The organism is uncultured Sphingomonas sp. (assembly GCF_913777625.1).
Classification (GTDB): Bacteria; Pseudomonadota; Alphaproteobacteria; order Sphingomonadales; family Sphingomonadaceae; genus Sphingomonas.
The window spans coordinates 18,150-34,233 of record NZ_CAJYTI010000025.1 but is presented as its reverse complement, the minus strand read 5'-3'; the positions used below and the strand labels follow the sequence as shown (position 1 = coordinate 34,233).

At 62.7% G+C, this 16,084-nt stretch carries 10 protein-coding genes; all 10 read left to right on the top strand.

Going from position 1 to position 16,084, the window contains the following annotated elements:
• Positions 1-5: 5 nt before the first annotated feature.
• The 10 genes from QZ814_RS13330 to QZ814_RS13285 all read left to right on the top strand — a co-directional run bounded on the left by QZ814_RS13330 (position 6) and on the right by QZ814_RS13285 (position 16,081).
• Positions 6-791, top strand: coding sequence for a DUF6445 family protein (locus QZ814_RS13330; RefSeq protein ID WP_294332974.1), 786 nt, complete (start codon positions 6-8; stop codon positions 789-791).
• 174 nt (positions 792-965) lie between these two features.
• Positions 966-2,267: a cation:proton antiporter gene (locus QZ814_RS13325; RefSeq protein ID WP_294332971.1), complete on the top strand. Its 1,302-nt coding sequence runs from the start codon at positions 966-968 to the stop codon at positions 2,265-2,267.
• Positions 2,268-2,431: 164 nt separating this feature from the next.
• Positions 2,432-3,577 carry a radical SAM protein gene (locus QZ814_RS13320; RefSeq protein WP_294332969.1) on the top strand — a complete coding sequence of 382 codons (1,146 nt, stop codon included), beginning with the start codon at positions 2,432-2,434 and terminating at the stop codon, positions 3,575-3,577.
• Positions 3,574-4,725 carry an ABC transporter permease gene (locus tag QZ814_RS13315; RefSeq protein WP_294332967.1) on the top strand — a complete coding sequence of 384 codons (1,152 nt, stop codon included), beginning with the start codon at positions 3,574-3,576 and terminating at the stop codon, positions 4,723-4,725. Before QZ814_RS13320 ends, QZ814_RS13315 begins: the two co-directional genes overlap by 4 nt.
• A complete protein-coding gene (locus QZ814_RS13310; protein WP_294332965.1) occupies positions 4,722-5,423 on the top strand; it encodes an ABC transporter ATP-binding protein in 702 nt (233 codons plus the stop codon). The genes QZ814_RS13315 and QZ814_RS13310 overlap by 4 nt, the downstream gene beginning before the upstream one ends.
• The gene (locus tag QZ814_RS13305) at positions 5,413-6,330 is read left to right on the top strand and encodes an efflux RND transporter periplasmic adaptor subunit (RefSeq protein ID WP_294333017.1); all 918 of its coding nucleotides are present in this window, start codon (positions 5,413-5,415) and stop codon (positions 6,328-6,330) included. Before QZ814_RS13310 ends, QZ814_RS13305 begins: the two co-directional genes overlap by 11 nt.
• A 346-nt stretch (positions 6,331-6,676) precedes the next feature.
• On the top strand, positions 6,677-7,405 hold the full coding sequence (locus QZ814_RS13300; RefSeq protein WP_294332962.1) for a hypothetical protein: 729 nt from the start codon (positions 6,677-6,679) through the stop codon (positions 7,403-7,405).
• A gap of 14 nt (positions 7,406-7,419) precedes the next feature.
• Positions 7,420-9,456 (top strand): beta-ketoacyl synthase N-terminal-like domain-containing protein, encoded by a 2,037-nt coding sequence (locus QZ814_RS13295; protein ID WP_365898684.1) that lies wholly within the window; start codon positions 7,420-7,422, stop codon positions 9,454-9,456.
• The gene (locus tag QZ814_RS13290) at positions 9,456-12,659 is read left to right on the top strand and encodes a MupA/Atu3671 family FMN-dependent luciferase-like monooxygenase (RefSeq protein WP_294332958.1); all 3,204 of its coding nucleotides are present in this window, start codon (positions 9,456-9,458) and stop codon (positions 12,657-12,659) included. The genes QZ814_RS13295 and QZ814_RS13290 overlap by 1 nt, the downstream gene beginning before the upstream one ends.
• A complete protein-coding gene (locus QZ814_RS13285; RefSeq protein ID WP_294332956.1) occupies positions 12,656-16,081 on the top strand; it encodes an amino acid adenylation domain-containing protein in 3,426 nt (1,141 codons plus the stop codon). The genes QZ814_RS13290 and QZ814_RS13285 overlap by 4 nt, the downstream gene beginning before the upstream one ends.
• Positions 16,082-16,084: the final 3 nt, after the last annotated feature.

The window sequence follows — 16,084 nt, the reverse complement described above, 5'->3', positions numbered from 1 at the left end:
GTACAATGAAGCCGTTCGAGCCGCTCAAGGTGTTTGCCGTCAACAAAGACCTGAAAGCTACAGCGCTCGATCTCGGAAACGGCGACAAGGCGATAATCATCGATGGATTTTACGAGAATCCCGAAGCGGTTCGAGACCTGTGTCTCGAGTCGCCGGCACCAATCTGGAAACACCGGGATGGCAGCCAGAACGGCATCTCCTATTGGGACTGTCGGCAGCAATGGCATTTCTTCGACACGCCTCCCTTCTTGAAGGTGATTTCCGACCTAGTGGTCGATCATTTCGGCGTCGACGTCGATCGTGCGAGGACGACCCGCGCGTTCACGACAAACCTGTTTCGGTGGAATGTCGACCAGCCTCCAGGAAGCATTGGTAACGTCGCGCATTACGACGGTGTGAAGGTGATGGCGGCGAACATCTATCTAAACCTCCCGTCGGAAGCGCATGGAGGCACCGCAATCTACCGCTCCCGGCATTCCGGCCAGCCCCGTATCTTCGCTCGGGAATACCTTCTGAGAAAGGCCGCGCCGGAACAGTTCCCGTACCTCAACGAGGACGGGCTATGCTACTATGCGCTCGATTGGCAGGAGCATTGGGAGCTCGCTTACCTGCTGGAGATGAAGTTCAATCGGCTCGTGCTGTATCCCGGTTACATGTACCACGGCGCCTACCATGTCGATAACGCGTTCCGGCAATATCCGCGGATTACACAGACTTGCTTCATTGATTGTACCGAAGTCCCCAACCAACAGCGCTTCCTGCTCGGAGGCGATGCGCTCCACGAAAGCTGAGCCGATGCTCGCCTCAACGGCAAAATTCGACTATCCAACGTGTATATTGAATAGCTTTCGCCTCGTTCCTGAGAACAAGGCTTGCAAGCACCACAAGCGTGTGACAATCTTGCGTCAATACAATTCATCACCTAGTCGATTCGACCGGCGGAACGTCGCATATGGGGGATAGCGATGAACGCAGCAGATCTTAATTCGGTTATTTTTCTCCAGATATTTGTGATTCTTGCTGCATGTCGCGCGACGGGCTGGATTTTGAAACGGTTGTTCGATCAGCCTCAGGTCATGGGCGAAATGATCGCGGGCATCCTGCTCGGACCATCGCTATTGGGCTTTTATTTTCCTGAATTTCAGACACTTCTGTTCCCGCCACAGACCCGTATTGTCCTTCACTTTCTATCACAACTTGGCATTGGCCTCTACATGTTCGTCGTCGGGCTACAGTTCCGCGCAGATCATTTCCGGGGTACCGCGCAGAGCGCCGTCTTCATTTCCTCCTGGGGTATTGCCGCTCCATTTCTAGGCGCCATCGCCCTCACACCCTGGCTGGCGGGGATGGGCCTGTTTGGCTCGGGACTAGATTCCCTTCAGGCGACGCTCTTTCTAGGCGCGGCGATGTCGATCACGGCCTTCCCGGTACTTGCGCGCATCGTCGAGGAGCGCGGTCTCACCAAGACCGCACTGGGCACGCTGGCACTGTCCGCCGGCGCCATCGACGATGCCGTGGCATGGATGGTGCTCGCCCTGTTGCTCGCAAGCCTAGGTGCCGGACCGCTGGTCGCCGTCAAGGCGCTTGCTGGTGGCGGACTATTCGCGCTGGTCATGCTCGGGTTCGGGCGGCGGATCTTCTCCCCCCTCGGCCGCTGGGCCGAACGTGCGGGGGGCGTTCCACCGCAGCTGCTCGCGATCGCGCTCCTCACCTTCGCCCTTTGCGCCTGGGCGATGGACGGCGTGGGCCTGCATGCGGTGTTCGGCGGCTTTCTGCTGGGCGTGGCAATGCCCAGAGGGCAGCTCAGCCAAGGCCTTGCCCGCGCGGTCGAACCTCTCTCCACCGCTCTGCTGATACCGATGTTCTTCACCTATTCCGGCCTGCATACCCGACTGTTCTTGCTGGCTGACGGCCACCTCCTGGCCGCCGCCGTAGCGATTCTGCTGGTATCGATCGCAGCGAAGATGTTCGCTTGCTGGGCTGCGGCGCGCATGACCGGACAGGACAACCCCACGGCACTCGCCGTGGGCTCGCTGATGAACGCCCGAGGCATGATGGAATTGATCATCATCAATATCGGCCTTCAGCGCGGAATCATCAGCCCCGCCCTGTTCTCAATGCTTGCCCTGATGGCGATCGCGACGACGCTGATGACCTCGCCCTTGTTCGAATTCGTCTATGGCAGGCACGCTCGCACGCGCGGCACCCTGGGCCAAGTACCAGAGGAAGAAACTCCTGCCATCAAGCAAGCACGCCGCCTCATTTGACGAAAATTATTTTAGACACAATACTGGATGCAATTTTGCATATAATTTGATCGCTCGGAGGTACCGTAAATACGGTTGTATCGTACGCTCCATTTTTACTAAATCTTGCTGTGCGGAAAGGCGACCTCCTTTTCAGTACTCAAGCATAACGCAAAAGAGTTGGCATGCGTCTACGTCAGAAGATCGCGTCATATCTGGAGGATCCGCTCGTCGAGCGCATGTGGTCCGCCTTCCGGGGCGCAGGACCGATGCGATCAGTTTCGATCGACATCACGCATCGCTGCAACCTGCGATGCAAAGGATGCTATTTCTTCGCGGAATCGATGGACGACGCAGGCGAGGCAGACGACGATCGGCTGCACGCGTTTATCGCGAGCGAGCGGGAACGCGGCATCACCTTCGCGACGGTGCTGGGCGGCGAGCCGAGCCTCGTTCCCAAAAGGCTGAAAGCGCTCGCGAGCGCCTTTCGGCTCATGGTCGTGACCAACGGGCTGCGGTCGATCCCACAGGAAGGCCTCGAAGAGATCGCGATCGCCGTCTCGATGTGGGGAGACCGCGCGAACGACCGGGCATTGCGCGGCTATGGCAAGATCGACCTTTTCGACCGTGCGCTCGATAATTTCGCCAGGGATCGACGCGCGCGCTGGTACATAACCCTGCCGCCTGCCCCATCCGACGACACGGTAGAGGTTGTCGACCGCTGCGTCGCGCAAGGTCATCTGGTCGGGTTCAACTATTATGGCGATCTCGCACATCTCGGCGACACCTTCGATCACAGGATCGGATTCGCTGCCGCGCGTGATTTCGTGGATCGGATGATCGATCGGCACCCCGGCGCAATCTTGACGACGCGCTATCTCAACAAGGTCGTCACCAGCGGCGAAATGATGGGGCAGCGCTGGGGCTACGGAGTTTGCGGCAGCATCTCGGTCGACGCCCCGCAGAATGCAGAGCGCCTGCAGAACGGCAACAGCTACAACCCCTTCTTCAACGCCTATGGTCCTGATCTGACGGCTCCTCGCCGATGCTGCGTCGGGGAGAGCCGCGATTGCGCCACCTGCTTCGATGTTTGGGCGCATTTGTCCTGGGTTGCGATGGCCATCGAAAAGCATGTCGCGTCCGCGGATCACTTCTTCGACTGGCTCTCTACGATGGTCGTTTTCTACGGCGCGTGCGGCTTCATCGACGACACACAGTTTCGTGCACTCCTGCCGCAGATTGCGGAACGCTCACGCTCCCTCGACGACCCCAGGTCGTTGCCGCCGGATTGTCCGGCCTTCCCATCTCCCTACCCCGCGGTACCAGCATGACCTTGGCATTGAAGATGATCACCCATGAGTGGCGGCGATATTCCGCGGCCATTCTCTCGATTGCCTTTTGTTGCGCACTGATATTGTCCTTCACCGGGTTGTTCAGCGGCGTTGCACAATCCTATTCCGGCCTCACCAATGCGACGCCCGCGGATCTGATCATCCTGGACGGGGCGGCCAAGAGTTGGTTCGACGCGGGTGACATTCCGCGTCGGCTGATACCGGAAATCGAGACCACCCCAGGCGTGGCGGAGATCGCGGACCTCCCGGTGAAGGGCGCCGATTGGGCGAATGTGTCCGACGACGGCATCGAGTCGGGTGGGTCCCGCGCTGCGGTACTGGTGGTGGCGAGCGATATCGGGAGAGACGCGCTGACGATGCCCACCTCGCTGGACGATCGCTCGGTCGCCGCCCTCCAGCTTCCACTGACCGTCGCGATAGATCGCACCAGCTTCCGCAAGCTCAAGGCGCGGCTGGGCGGGAAAGCCGCGATCAACGGCCATGTCGTCACGGTCGCCGGCATCGCCGAAGGCTTCCCGAATGCGAGCGGCCGGGCGATGGTCTTCACCTCGCGCCGCAGCGCCGAGGAGCTCGGGCTGGTCAACGCGTCGGACCTCCACGTCGGCGCGTTGCTCGTTCGCCTCAAGCCTGGTGCGGATCCCGCTGTCGTGCGCAATGCCATCGAAGCCCGAACCAAGGGCGCCGTACGCGTGTGGCAGAAAGACGAACTGGCGCGCGCGAACCAAGTCGATCTGTTCGCCAATGGCGGCATTCTCGGCATCGTGCTGATCTTCCTGATCAGCTTCGGCGCGATCGTCGGGTCGGTCATCGCTTGGCAGACGCTGAAGGGTGCGATCGCCGCACGATTGGCGGAATTCGGCGCACTGCTTGCGCTCGGCGTGCCGATGCGCGCGCTGCGGCTCGTGGTCGTCGAGCTTAGCCTGTGGCTGGTCGCGTTCGGCTATATCATCGCCGCGTTGATCTTCGTCATCGTCTCGCTCGTCGCCAAGCGGATCGGGCTGCCGATGGCGTACCCCGAATGGCCGTTCCTGATCATCCTCGCAGTTTCGATCCTCATCGCCGTCATCGCGGGTGCCATGTCGATCCAACTGCTCAAGCGTACCGATCCCGCGGAGTTGCTTCGATGACCAATGACGGCAAAGAAACTGCACCCGCAATCCGCGCGACGCAGGTACGGAAATCCTATCGGTCGGGCTCCGACGACACCGTCGTGCTTCGCGACGTCGACTTCGCAGCATGGCCCGGGCACCTGACGATGGTGATGGGTCCGTCCGGTTCGGGCAAGTCCACGCTGATGGCGATCATCTCGGGGCTGTTGCGTCCGGACCAGGGCATGGTCGAGGCGCTGGGCCAGGACTTGTGGCGGCTCTCCAGCACCGACATCGACGCCTTTCGATTGCAAAATTGCGGGTTCATCTTTCAGGGCTTCAACCTTTTCCCCGCATTGAGCGCGCTCGATCAGGTGGCGCTGATCGTTCGCTACCTGGGCGTCTCGCGGTCGGAAGCGCGCGAACGCGCCAAACGGGCGTTGGCGCAGGTCGGATTGGAAAAGAAGATCGCGCTGCGCCCGTCCGAAATGTCGGGTGGAGAAAAGCAGCGTGTCGCTATCGCCCGCGCGCTCGTGAAGGAACCGCGGCTCATCTTCGCAGACGAGCCGAGTTCCGCGCTCGACTCGACCAACGCCTCGACAATCCTTGATCTTCTCCACACCGCGTCGCGGGAACGCGGAGCGGCCGTCGTCGTCGTGACGCACGATCAAAAACTACAGCAGCGCGCCGATCGGGTCGTTTTCATGGAGGACGCGCAGGTTGTACATGCTGCGTAAGGGACTGCACGTTGACGGTTCGGTTCCGCGACACGCCCTGCTTGCGGTGATCTTTGCATCGCTTTCCGCCTGCACCGACAAAGTACCCGGGGAAGACGACCCACAGCCCCCAATCGCGGCAACCGCTGGCGCGGTGGCGAACGGCCGAGTCGACGTCGAGGGCGGCTTGATCGCGGTTGCGGCACGGACGCCGGGAACCGTCGCCACCCTGTATGTGCGAGAAGGCGACCATGTCGTCCGGGGCCAGCCGCTGGCCAAGCTCGACTCGACCGGGGAAACAATCGCCGTCGAACAAAGCGAGGCCAGTACCCACCTCGCAAAGGCAAAGGCGGAACGTGCGGAATTCGAAAGGGCAGCCGCAGAACGCGAGTATCGCAGACTTGAGGCGCTGCGCGGTTCGCGTGCGATCGCCGGCCAAGCTCTGGACAAAGCGCATGACGAGGTGATCCGGTCACGCATCGGCGTTGCCGAACAGCGGGCGGCGCTGGCCCTGGCACAAACCGATCGTCGGCGCGCCGTCTTCGCGCGCGACGAGAAGCTGGTATCGTCGCCGGGAACCGGCACGATATCGCAAAGCTTCGTTTCAGTCGGAACCGGCATTTCGACACTAAACGTGTCAACCTTGTTCACCATCGCTCCCGATGGTCCACGCATCGTCCGTGCTGAGGTAGCGGAGAATGCCTTAAAACTGGTTCACATCGGCCAACATGTCCAGATCACGCCCGAGTCGGATAAGTCCCGAAAAGTAGCAGGACTGGTCAAGCGAATCGCGCCCGTCTTCGGATCCAGAAAGCTGCAATCCGATCAAGCAAGCCAGCGCACCGACGAGCGTGTCGTTGAGGTTGTGGTGTCGACCAGCGACAGCACGTTGCTGATTGGACAGCGCGTACTGGTCCGCTTCCTATAGATCCCTACGGTTCATCGGCGGAACTAGAGCTATCTTTTTATAAAAAAGCCTTGCATGTTTTTGCACTATCGTAGATGTTTCTGGAAATTCGGGGTCGCAACGACAATTTAGCAAAATAGCGGCTCGCACGGATGATTTCGTGCGCGCGCCAGCTATATCTTGTCAAAGCTATTCAAGTTTCGTCGAAACTGAATGGCGGCATCAGCAATGGGCGCCGTTCGTATTATACTTTACGATGAAATGGCGATTGTTACACATTTGTGCAGAATCTCTTTTCTTCATTAAACTATCGTGTATTGTTGTCGGCGACTCCAAATCTGCGAGTCCATTGTCAAGGGGAATGCAAATGCGCGTTCGAATCAAGCGAAGCGTCTCCGTACACAATCGGTATAAGAAGCCGTTCCTTGAGCTGCTCATCAAAGCTTGTGAAGCTGCGAAAGACACGGCCGGCATCGACGCACTACCGTATATCGAGACCGAGAGTCATGGCGACACCTTCAACGTCAAGGTGTTTTCTGATTTTGAAAGCCTGGCACAGTATGAGGAGAAATTCCTCCATCAGATGCTGAAGAGCGATCCGTTTCTCGACGGCGCGGGTTCGGCTGCCCACATGATCCTCGACAACCCACGCGACGAGCTTCTCGTCCGTCTCGAGACGGATGATTATTTCATGAATCGCAAGGATCGCGTCGAGCTTCATACGCTGGAAGAAGCGGAGAAGGGCCCGCAGAAGAAATTCCTCGTCGAGCGCATGTTCAATGCCAAGGCGGGCAATCTGCGTGACACGATGGCAATGACGTTCCGTCTGATGGACGAATTCGCGGCGGCCACCAATATCATGCCGAAATATTACTGCACCCGCTTTGCCGCGGATCGCATCGGCGGATCGGCCACGTTCGTGGACTTCGATGATCCTGTCGTGTTCGAAAAGGCGTTCGTCGATTTCGAGAACAAGATCGACACCAGCCTGTTCCTTCGACCGATGGTGGACACGTATTTCCGCCGCGTCGACGCCGAACTGATCGCCAGTGTCGGCACCAAAGAAGAAGCCGAACTGCTCGTCGCACATCATTGATCCGCTGACGAGGAGTGGTTGTGTCGCGGGAGATTGCAATCGTCGGAATGGCGTGCAGGGCCCCGGATGCCGGTACGTACCAAGACTTCTGGAACAGGCTCATGCGTGGGGAATGCGCCACGGGGGACTGGCCGGAGGAACGTAGGCGGTTTTCCAGGCTCTGGTCGGCATCCTCAGCCTTTTCGGGTGTGGAGACGTCCAATCTTTTGCGCGCGATGAAAGGTGGCTATCTGGCGGGCGTCGACCAGTTCGACGCCCGCCTTTTCGGTATTTCTCCGCGGGAAGCGCGGCTGATGGACCCACAACATCGGCTGTTGCTGGAAGAAACCTGGCAAGCGTTGCTCGACGCGGCAATTGATCCGCGGACCCTGGAGGGCTCCAGGACAGGGGTCTATTTCGGTATTTGCTCGTATGATTATGGGATGATCGGACATGAGATGCCCGATCGCGTCGGTCCCTATTCGGCGCTGGGTGCCGCGCATTGCATCGCATCCAATCACGTATCGTTCACGCTCGGTCTGCAGGGGCCCAGCATCACCGTCGACGCGGCCTGCGCCGCCTCGGCAATGGCGATCCATCTGGCCGTGCAGGCGCTGCAAAGCGGCGACTGCGACATGGCCATCGCCGGCGGGATCAACCTCGTGCTCAGCCCCGTCGTCAACGCGAGTTTCGAGATGGCGCACATGCTGTCATCGCAGGGCCGATGCGCGACCTTCGACGCCGAAGCGGATGGCTACGTTCGCGGCGAGGGGGTCGGCGTACTGGTGCTGAAGCGGCTGAAGGATGCCGCGCAGGACCCAGTCCATGCCGTCATCGCCGCCACCGCCAGCAATCAGGACGGTCGGACCAGTTCGATCACCGTCCCCTCGGGCCAGGCCCAGGTGGCGTTGCTCACCGATTGCTATTCCAAGGCCGGGATCACGCCGGAAGCGCTCACCTTCGTGGAAGCCCATGGGACGGGAACACCGGTGGGCGATCCGATCGAAGCGGAGGCGCTCGCACGCGTGTTCCAAGGTCGCGAGACCCCGTGTTTGGTGGGATCGCTCAAGGCCAATTTCGGGCACGCGGAAGCCGCCGCTGGCGCTCTTTCAACCATCAAGGCAGCGCTCGCGCTCGGCCGGGGCTGCTTGCCGCCGCATGTCGGGGCGACGCGCGCCATCGAGCCTTTCGCCCGCCCCGATGCGGCGATCGCTATGCCCCTCGCGCCCGTCCCGATCGGGGGAACGGACGCAGTTTGCTATGCCGGCGTCAGCGCCTTCGGATTCGGCGGTACCAACGTGCACATCGCCCTGCGCGCGCTGGATTCCGGATGGCATGCCGAGCCGCCGCCCGCCCCTCCAGCGGGAAGCGACGATTCCCTGCTGGTGCTCTCCGCACACAGCATGGAAGCCCTCGCCGACCTGCGCGCGCGCTGGCAGGCCTATCTCCTCGATATCGATCAGCAAGATTTCGAGTACGTGCGGGCGATGACGCGGCGTGGCTTTGGCGGCGGGCGATTCCGCATCGAGATCGCCGCAGCCACGCCATCGGCAGCGGCGGCGATGCTGGACGACGCCCCCATCCTAGATGCCAAGTCTGTCGGCGAACGCACCTGCAGCGGCGGTTCGGTGCGTTTCCGCCCCTCCCGTCCGCCGCCTGGGTACAGCTTCGTTCGCAAGCGCTTCTGGGCCTATGATTATCTCGACGAGGAAGATGCGCCTGCCAACGCCCCGGCGATCGAGGCAACGATTTTTCCGGCGGAACTGCCGCTCGATTTCAGCGCCGGTTACATCGCTAACCACCGCATCGCGGGAACGGTGGTGGTGCCGGGCGCGACGATCATGATGACCGTGCGCAGCGCGCTGCTTCCCTACAGCAACGGCGACGATCTTGAAATTCGCGACATGCGGTTCCGCACCGCCATGATCATCGATCGCGACGTTCCTGTCGATGGCTCGGCCGCGATGCTGCGGCTGCAGGAGGAAGACGCCGGTGTCTACCGCTTCGCCTTGCACCGACGGGCAGACGATATCGTGTACGCCGATGGGCTCGTTGTCAGGAAGGGGCGGTAATGGACTTCAGCATCATGTTTTTTTCCGGCGGCGAAAGCCAGTCCGGAGACGCTGGACGCTATGACGTCATTTGTGAAGCGGCACGCCGAGCGGACGCGGCCGATCTTCGCAGGATCTGGCTGCCCGAGCGCCATTTCGTCCATTTCGGCGCGTTGCATCCCAATCCGGCCGTGCTCGCAGCGCATCTGGCGGCCCAAACGCAGCATATCCGCCTCGCCGCCGGGAGCGTGGTGGCGCCGCTGCACGATCCTATTCGCATTGTCGAGGAATGGGCCGTCGTGGACAATCTTTCCGGAGGGCGTGTCGACATCGCGCTGGCGTCCGGCTGGCTCGAATCCGATTTCGCCCTGGCGCCGGATCTGTACACCCATCGCCACCGGGAATTGCGCAAGCGCGCATTTGAAGTACGCGACCTTTGGAATGGTGCCAGCGTCACCCGAACGGTCGCTGGCAAGGAGCACCGCATCGCTGTGCGCCCACGCCCGGTCCAGCCACAGCCCGGGCTATGGATCACCGCCGCGCGTTCAACCGAAACTTTCCGCTATGCGGGGTCGATCGGCGCCAACGTCCTGACCTATCTCGTCGATCTCGGCCTGGAGGGACTGGCGGCGGCGATCGCAGCCTATCGCGAAGCACGAATCGAGAATGGCTTCTCGGCGGAAGAAGGCGTGGTATCCGTAATGGTCCACAGCTTCTTGGGAACGCATAGCGGCGAGGTTCGCGATGCTGTGGCACGGCCGTATCGCGACTATCTGGTCCGCAACAGCGCCCTGCTGCTGCAATCCGGCCATGCCGGTCAGGGTCTCGACGCGAAGACGATCGACGAAATCGCCGACATACAGTTCGAACGCGTGTTCGAGAAGCTGTCTCTGATCGGGTCTTTCGAGGCTGCCCATCGCACCCTCCACGCGCTGACGGAAATCGGAGTCGATGAAGTCGCCTGCCTCGTCGACTTTGTCGACGAGGCTGCACAGGTGCTGCAATCCGTAGACGATGTCGCGGCACTGGCACGACAGCACGCCGCCCGCGACGCCTCCCGCGCGCGGCCCGTGACCGTGGCCGCGGCAACGGCGGATCTTGTAGCTGATCGCGCCCGTTTCTACGACTATATCGGCACGCTCGGTGGGTTTTACGGCGACGAATTCCGGCTGATCGATCAGGTCGTGCTTCACGGGAACGAAGCCGAAACCACCTTGTCGGTCGACGATACGACCGAGACGGCTAAAGCCATCCTCGTCGATGCCATCATTTCCACGGCGCATGCCTTTGCGCTGCGTCCTGGGATGCGCGGTTCAAGCATACCACTCGCCATGCCTGCCGGCGTGGGCGCGATGACCATAGGAGACGTGCGCGCCGGCACGCTCACCGTGACGACCCGCGCGAAAGGCCGGCGCGAAGACCTGGAGTTCTTCGATGCCGTCGCGCGCGACGCCGAGGGCACCGTCGTGGCAGAATTCACCGACATCGCGTTCAACCGCCTTCGGCTCGCGTCGAACGACCCGCGCATGCTCGCGGCGGGCAGCGTCTTGCATGAGGGCACGTGGCGGCCGGCGCCATCAACAGGTTCGGCCGCAGGCGCTGCCAAGCTGGTGGTGGAGGCATGGGGTGCCGACCTAGCCGACGCGTGGGTGACCGCCCTCTCCGAGGCAGGGGCCGCCGTCAGCCCGAATCCAGATATGGAGGCGCGGGAAGCGGATGCCTGCCATCTCCTCGTGATAGGCGAAGTAGCTGCCCAATCCGACGCCCTCGAGGCGGCGCAGGCCATCACCCTCCGTATCGCCGACTGGGTTCGTGCTCTGCAACGACGCAACCGGGATGCGCGCTGGATCGTGTTGCTCCAAGGCGCGCAGGCGGTTGCAGAGGGAGACCCCCTCCCCGATCCGGTCGCGGCCGCTGCATGGGCCGCCAGCGGGGCACTCGTCCCATTCGGCGCTGCGGGGCGCTGCGGCATGATCGACGTCGCCCGCGTCGATGCCGCCACGGCTCGCTGTATTTGTGCCGCGCTGGAAGGCGGCACGGTACCCGCTGCGGTGCGAGACGGGCGCTTGTTCACCTTGCACATGGTGCCGGCCGCACCCGCATCATCCGCTTCCTTCCGCTCGTTTGCGGAGCTCGAATCGTCGAAGGGTGCGCTCGTGCTCGGCGGCAACGGTGCGCTGGGCCAAATGCTGACCGAGTGGCTCGGCGAGGAGGGAGTTGCACCGCTCGCGACGGTTTCGCGGACGCTTCCGCCCGGCGCGCCTGCGGGTATCCAGCGCACTCCGCTGCTGCGGTGCAGGGGAGACATCGCGACGCAGACGATATCGGAAATCCTGGCCGGGGAGGACCTGAAGGCAACGGACTTTTCGACAATCTTTCATCTCGCCGGTGTCGATCTTCCGGAAACCGACGGCGTGACCTCCGATGTCGTCCGCGCCGTGTTCGCCCCCAAAATCGGGGGCGTCCGGCAATTGTCGCAGCTCCTCGCGGATAGCTCGGCTCCAAGGCACGTGATCTTCTTCTCGAGCCTGGCGGCGTTGCGCGGTTCGCAGGGCCAAGTCGCCTATTCCGCCGCGAACAGCGCCGCGGCCGCGGCGCTGCGGCGGCTGGTGGCAGGCACCCCGCACCGTTTGACGCTGGTCCATTTCGGCCCATGGGCCGGGGCGGGCATGGCAGCCTCGCCCCACCTGGACGCGATCCTCGCAATGAAAGGCGTCGAGCGCCTTGCGCCCGAAATCGCATTACGTGCGCTCGGGCTGGCGCTGGCAGCGGGGCGCGACGAGATCGTGATCGCAGAATTTACTGCTGCACCGAGCGACACCACGGAAGCAGTGCCATCGGCGGATACGATCCTCATCCTCCCCCCTTCTACAGATCGGGACACCCAAGCGTTGCGCGCCTTGCGCGACCGAGATCCGGACGAGCAGCGACGCTATTTGATCGAACAGCTCCGAACGACCGTGGCGGAAGCGCTAGAATGCGAAGTGGCCGAGGTCGATGCAGGCGCCAATCTCTACGATCTCGGGTTCGACTCGCTAATGGCGGTGGAACTCCGCAATACACTGGCTGAAGAATACGGCATCGAGGTCGGCCTCGTCGTGCTGATGGACGCCCGCACCATTTCCGACGTCGTGGAGAGGCTGATGCCGCTCGTCACGGCTGCGCTGGAAAGGAGCGGAAGCGCGCCCCTCGAAGAAGTACGGGAGAAGGAATTGATCCTGTGACTCCCGTGGATGCGATCCAGCGACTGGATGCGCTCAATATCGACCTCGGTTTCGCAGGTAGCGGCCTGGTACTCAGTGGCGACACCTCGGCCCTCCCTCCGGCGTTTCGCGAGGCACTCAAAGCGAGCAAGCCCAGCCTTCTGGAGGAGATCGCCAAGCTCCGCCCCGAGCCCGCACGACATTATGGCAGCGCGCGCAACTGCCGGTTCTACCTCGCCTCGCACGGCCAGCAGCGCCTTGCCTTTATCGACGCGCTGCATCCCGGAAGCAGCGCCTATATCGTCGCTGCGTCGATTTTCTTCCGCGGACAGGTCGATGCGGCGCGACTGATCCACGCGCTGACGACGGTCGCGGCCCGGCACGACGCCGTCTACACCTATCTGGTCCGCACCGAGCAAGGCGATCTGAGTGCGATCGATCACAACCTGCCGATCACGCTGCAGACGCTCGACCTATCGGATCACCCCGCGCCCGAGCGCGAGCTGGAACGCTTGCGCCAAACGATCTCCACCACCCCGTTCGATCTTACCCATCCTCCGCTTTGGCGCTGGACGCTCGTGCGAACGGCGAACGACAGCTACGAACTGATCGTCGCCATCCATCATTATATCTGCGATGGATGGTCGCTGGCTGCAGCCTTCCGCCAGATCGCGCACGCTTATCGGGAAGGCGACCTGCCCGCCGACCGGGCGGCGGGCGCCAGCTACCAGCATTTCGCGAGATACCAGCGCGCGCGCTTGCTCGCCCCGGATGTACCGGACGCGCTGGCCGCGGCGCGGGCGGCGCTGGCCGACTGCCAGCTGGCAAGCGAAAGCTTCGACGGCGAACCGCGGCCGGCGTTGCACTCGGACGAGAGTGGGCGCCGTACCTTCAGCCTGTCACCCGGCCTCTCCAGGCAGTTGCGCGCGCTCGCCGCGAGGCTTTCGGTCACGATCGGGAGCGTGCTGGCGGCGGCATTCGCGCTCACCATCCATCGTTTCACCCGCGACACGCGCTTTGCCATCGGTATCGCGGCGTCGCACCGCCCACAGGCGCGGTTTGAATCTACCTTCGGCTTCTTCGTGAACTGGCTCGCCGTGCCGGTGAACTGTGGCCAACACTGCACCTTCGCCGAGTTTCTCAAGCGCTTCCACGGGGAGAAGCTGTCCGCCGTCGACCGGGTATTCATCCCGTTCGAAGAAATCGCCAAGATGTCCGGCGCGGCCCGTGCGCCCTTTCTGCACCCCGTCTTCCAGTACATGTTCGTGTCGCATGTTCCTGCGCGGCGTGTTGCCATGCCGAACTTGGAGGTTACCCTCCGACCGCTGCCGAATGGGGCGGCCAAGCTCGATCTCACCATGTTTCTTACCGACAGCCGGGACGCGGTGGCGGTGGAAGGCGAAGGCGACCTGTTTCTCGAGCTGGAATATAATGCAGGGCTGTTCGGCGACGCGACGATCGATCGCTTTCTCGGGACGTTTCAGGGGATATGTTCGATAGCCGGTGATGCGCCGGACCGCTCGGTCTCCGCCCTTCTTGCCGGTCCGCCTTCCATCGTCCACGGCCCTGTGCGGCAGCACCCGGAGACGCTGCTCGCCTTGTTCGACACGGCAGCCGATAACCACGCCGATCGGGTGGCGCTGGAATGCGCGGGGGAGCGCTGGACCTACCAGACGCTGCGAATGCGCGCCGCACAGATTGCCGCCGAGCTATCGAGCGAGAACCTCAGCGGGCGGACGATCGCCATTCTCGCGACCCGCGGCGGCGATCTGATTGCCGCGCTTCTGGGGGTGATGGCGGCAGGGGCGACATTCGCGACGCTTGATCCAATCGCGCCGAGGGAGCGCAACCGGCGGATATGCGCAGATTTGCGCCCCGCGCTGATTCTGCACTCGCCGTCGCTTGCCGACGACGCCGCCTGGCTGGAGAGCGGTGCTGCGACAGCGGTCCTCGACACCTTTGGGGGCTTGTCGGGTAACGACGCGACGCTTGCTCGGATCCCGGTCCAGCCCACCGATCCCGCTTATGTGTTGTATACCTCGGGAAGCACCGGCACCCCCAAGGGCGTGGTGATTCCGCATGGCGCGCTGGCCAACTTCGTCGCCTGGATGAACGAAACGCTCGCGTCTACCGCCGAAGACCGCGTGCTAGCCAAGACGCCGATCAGCTTCGATGCGTTTCTGCGCGAAACGCTTGCCGCGCTCTGCAGCGGCGCGCGCGTCGTGCTGGTGCCGGATGGCGAATGTCTGGACATCGACACACTGGTGTCCACCATCGCAGCCCGTGGCGTGACGATCGTGCACGCAACGCCGACGATCTACGCCGCACTGCTCGACGTCGCAGCCGATCAACCCGATCGCCCGTTGCGCACGCTGCGCCGGGTCATGTGCGGCGGGGAGGCGCTCACACCAGCGCTTGCCGCGCGTCATTTCGCGATGCTCCCCGAGTGCCGTCTGTTCAACGTATATGGCCCTACCGAGTGCACCGTGGACGTCACCGGCCATGAGATCGGCCCAGCGGATCACGGCAAGATTCCCCTCGGCAGGCCCATCGACAATTGCAGCATCGCGATCACCGACGCCGCCCTGGAGCCAGTGGAACAAGGCGATGTCGGCGAGATCGTCGTTGCGGGGACACCGGTCGGACTGGGATATCACGGAGCCCCGCCCGGCGCCGACTCGCCCTTCCTGCGCGACATTTCTTGGGCGCCCGGAAAAGCGGCGTATCGCACCGGCGACCGCGGTCGGCTGCTCGCGAACGGCGAGGTCGAGTATCGCGGTCGCGCCGATCGGCAGATCAAGATCCGGGGAATGCGGGTCGAGCCGGCGGAAATCGAAGCGGTGATCGAGCAGCACCCCGCGGTTGCAAGAGCGGCATTGCTGCCGCTGACCGCACCGGACGGGGAGCCGCAGCTTTCCGCTGCCGTGCAGTTGCGAAGCGCGTGCGACGATCGGGATTTCGCAGGCACATTGCTGGCGTATCTGGCGGATCGGGTACCGCCGGCAATGTTGCCTCATCGGGTTGTTCGCCTGGATGGCTTCCCCAGCACGCTGCATGGAAAGCTCGATGGCAAGGCGCTGGCGCGGATGGTGCAAGCCGCCGTCGATCTTGACGATGGCGGCGTGTCCGCGCCGCGCCTCGATGACCAGCCCAGGTCGCCGGTTGAAGCGGAGATCATGGCCTTCGCCAGCGTCCTGCTCGACCGAACCGACATTGGCCGGGACGACAATTTTTTCGCGCTGGGGGGGCATTCGCTTAGCGCGATCCGATTGCTCAATCAGGTGAACAAGCGCTTCGGAACGACCCTCGCGGTAAAGGCGCTCTTCGCCGATCCAACCGTCGCCGCACTCGCCGCAGCCGTCTCCGCCAGCGCGCAGGACGGGAGCACAACGCCAGCCACCATACAGCCCATCCGCCGCTCCAGGCGTATTTCCGCGGATTAAGAA

Excerpts from the sequence above, each read along its gene's own strand:
- QZ814_RS13320 (WP_294332969.1), top strand. The coding sequence starts at position 2,432 with ATGCGTCTACGTCAGAAGATCGCGTCATATCTGGAGGATCCGCTCGTC.
- QZ814_RS13305 (WP_294333017.1), top strand. The coding sequence starts at position 5,413 with ATGCTGCGTAAGGGACTGCACGTTGACGGTTCGGTTCCGCGACACGCC.
- QZ814_RS13310 (WP_294332965.1), top strand. The coding sequence starts at position 4,722 with ATGACCAATGACGGCAAAGAAACTGCACCCGCAATCCGCGCGACGCAG.
- QZ814_RS13325 (WP_294332971.1), top strand. The coding sequence starts at position 966 with ATGAACGCAGCAGATCTTAATTCGGTTATTTTTCTCCAGATATTTGTG.
- QZ814_RS13300 (WP_294332962.1), top strand. The coding sequence starts at position 6,677 with ATGCGCGTTCGAATCAAGCGAAGCGTCTCCGTACACAATCGGTATAAG.
- QZ814_RS13290 (WP_294332958.1), top strand. The coding sequence starts at position 9,456 with ATGGACTTCAGCATCATGTTTTTTTCCGGCGGCGAAAGCCAGTCCGGA.
- QZ814_RS13315 (WP_294332967.1), top strand. The coding sequence starts at position 3,574 with ATGACCTTGGCATTGAAGATGATCACCCATGAGTGGCGGCGATATTCC.
- QZ814_RS13330 (WP_294332974.1), top strand. The coding sequence starts at position 6 with ATGAAGCCGTTCGAGCCGCTCAAGGTGTTTGCCGTCAACAAAGACCTG.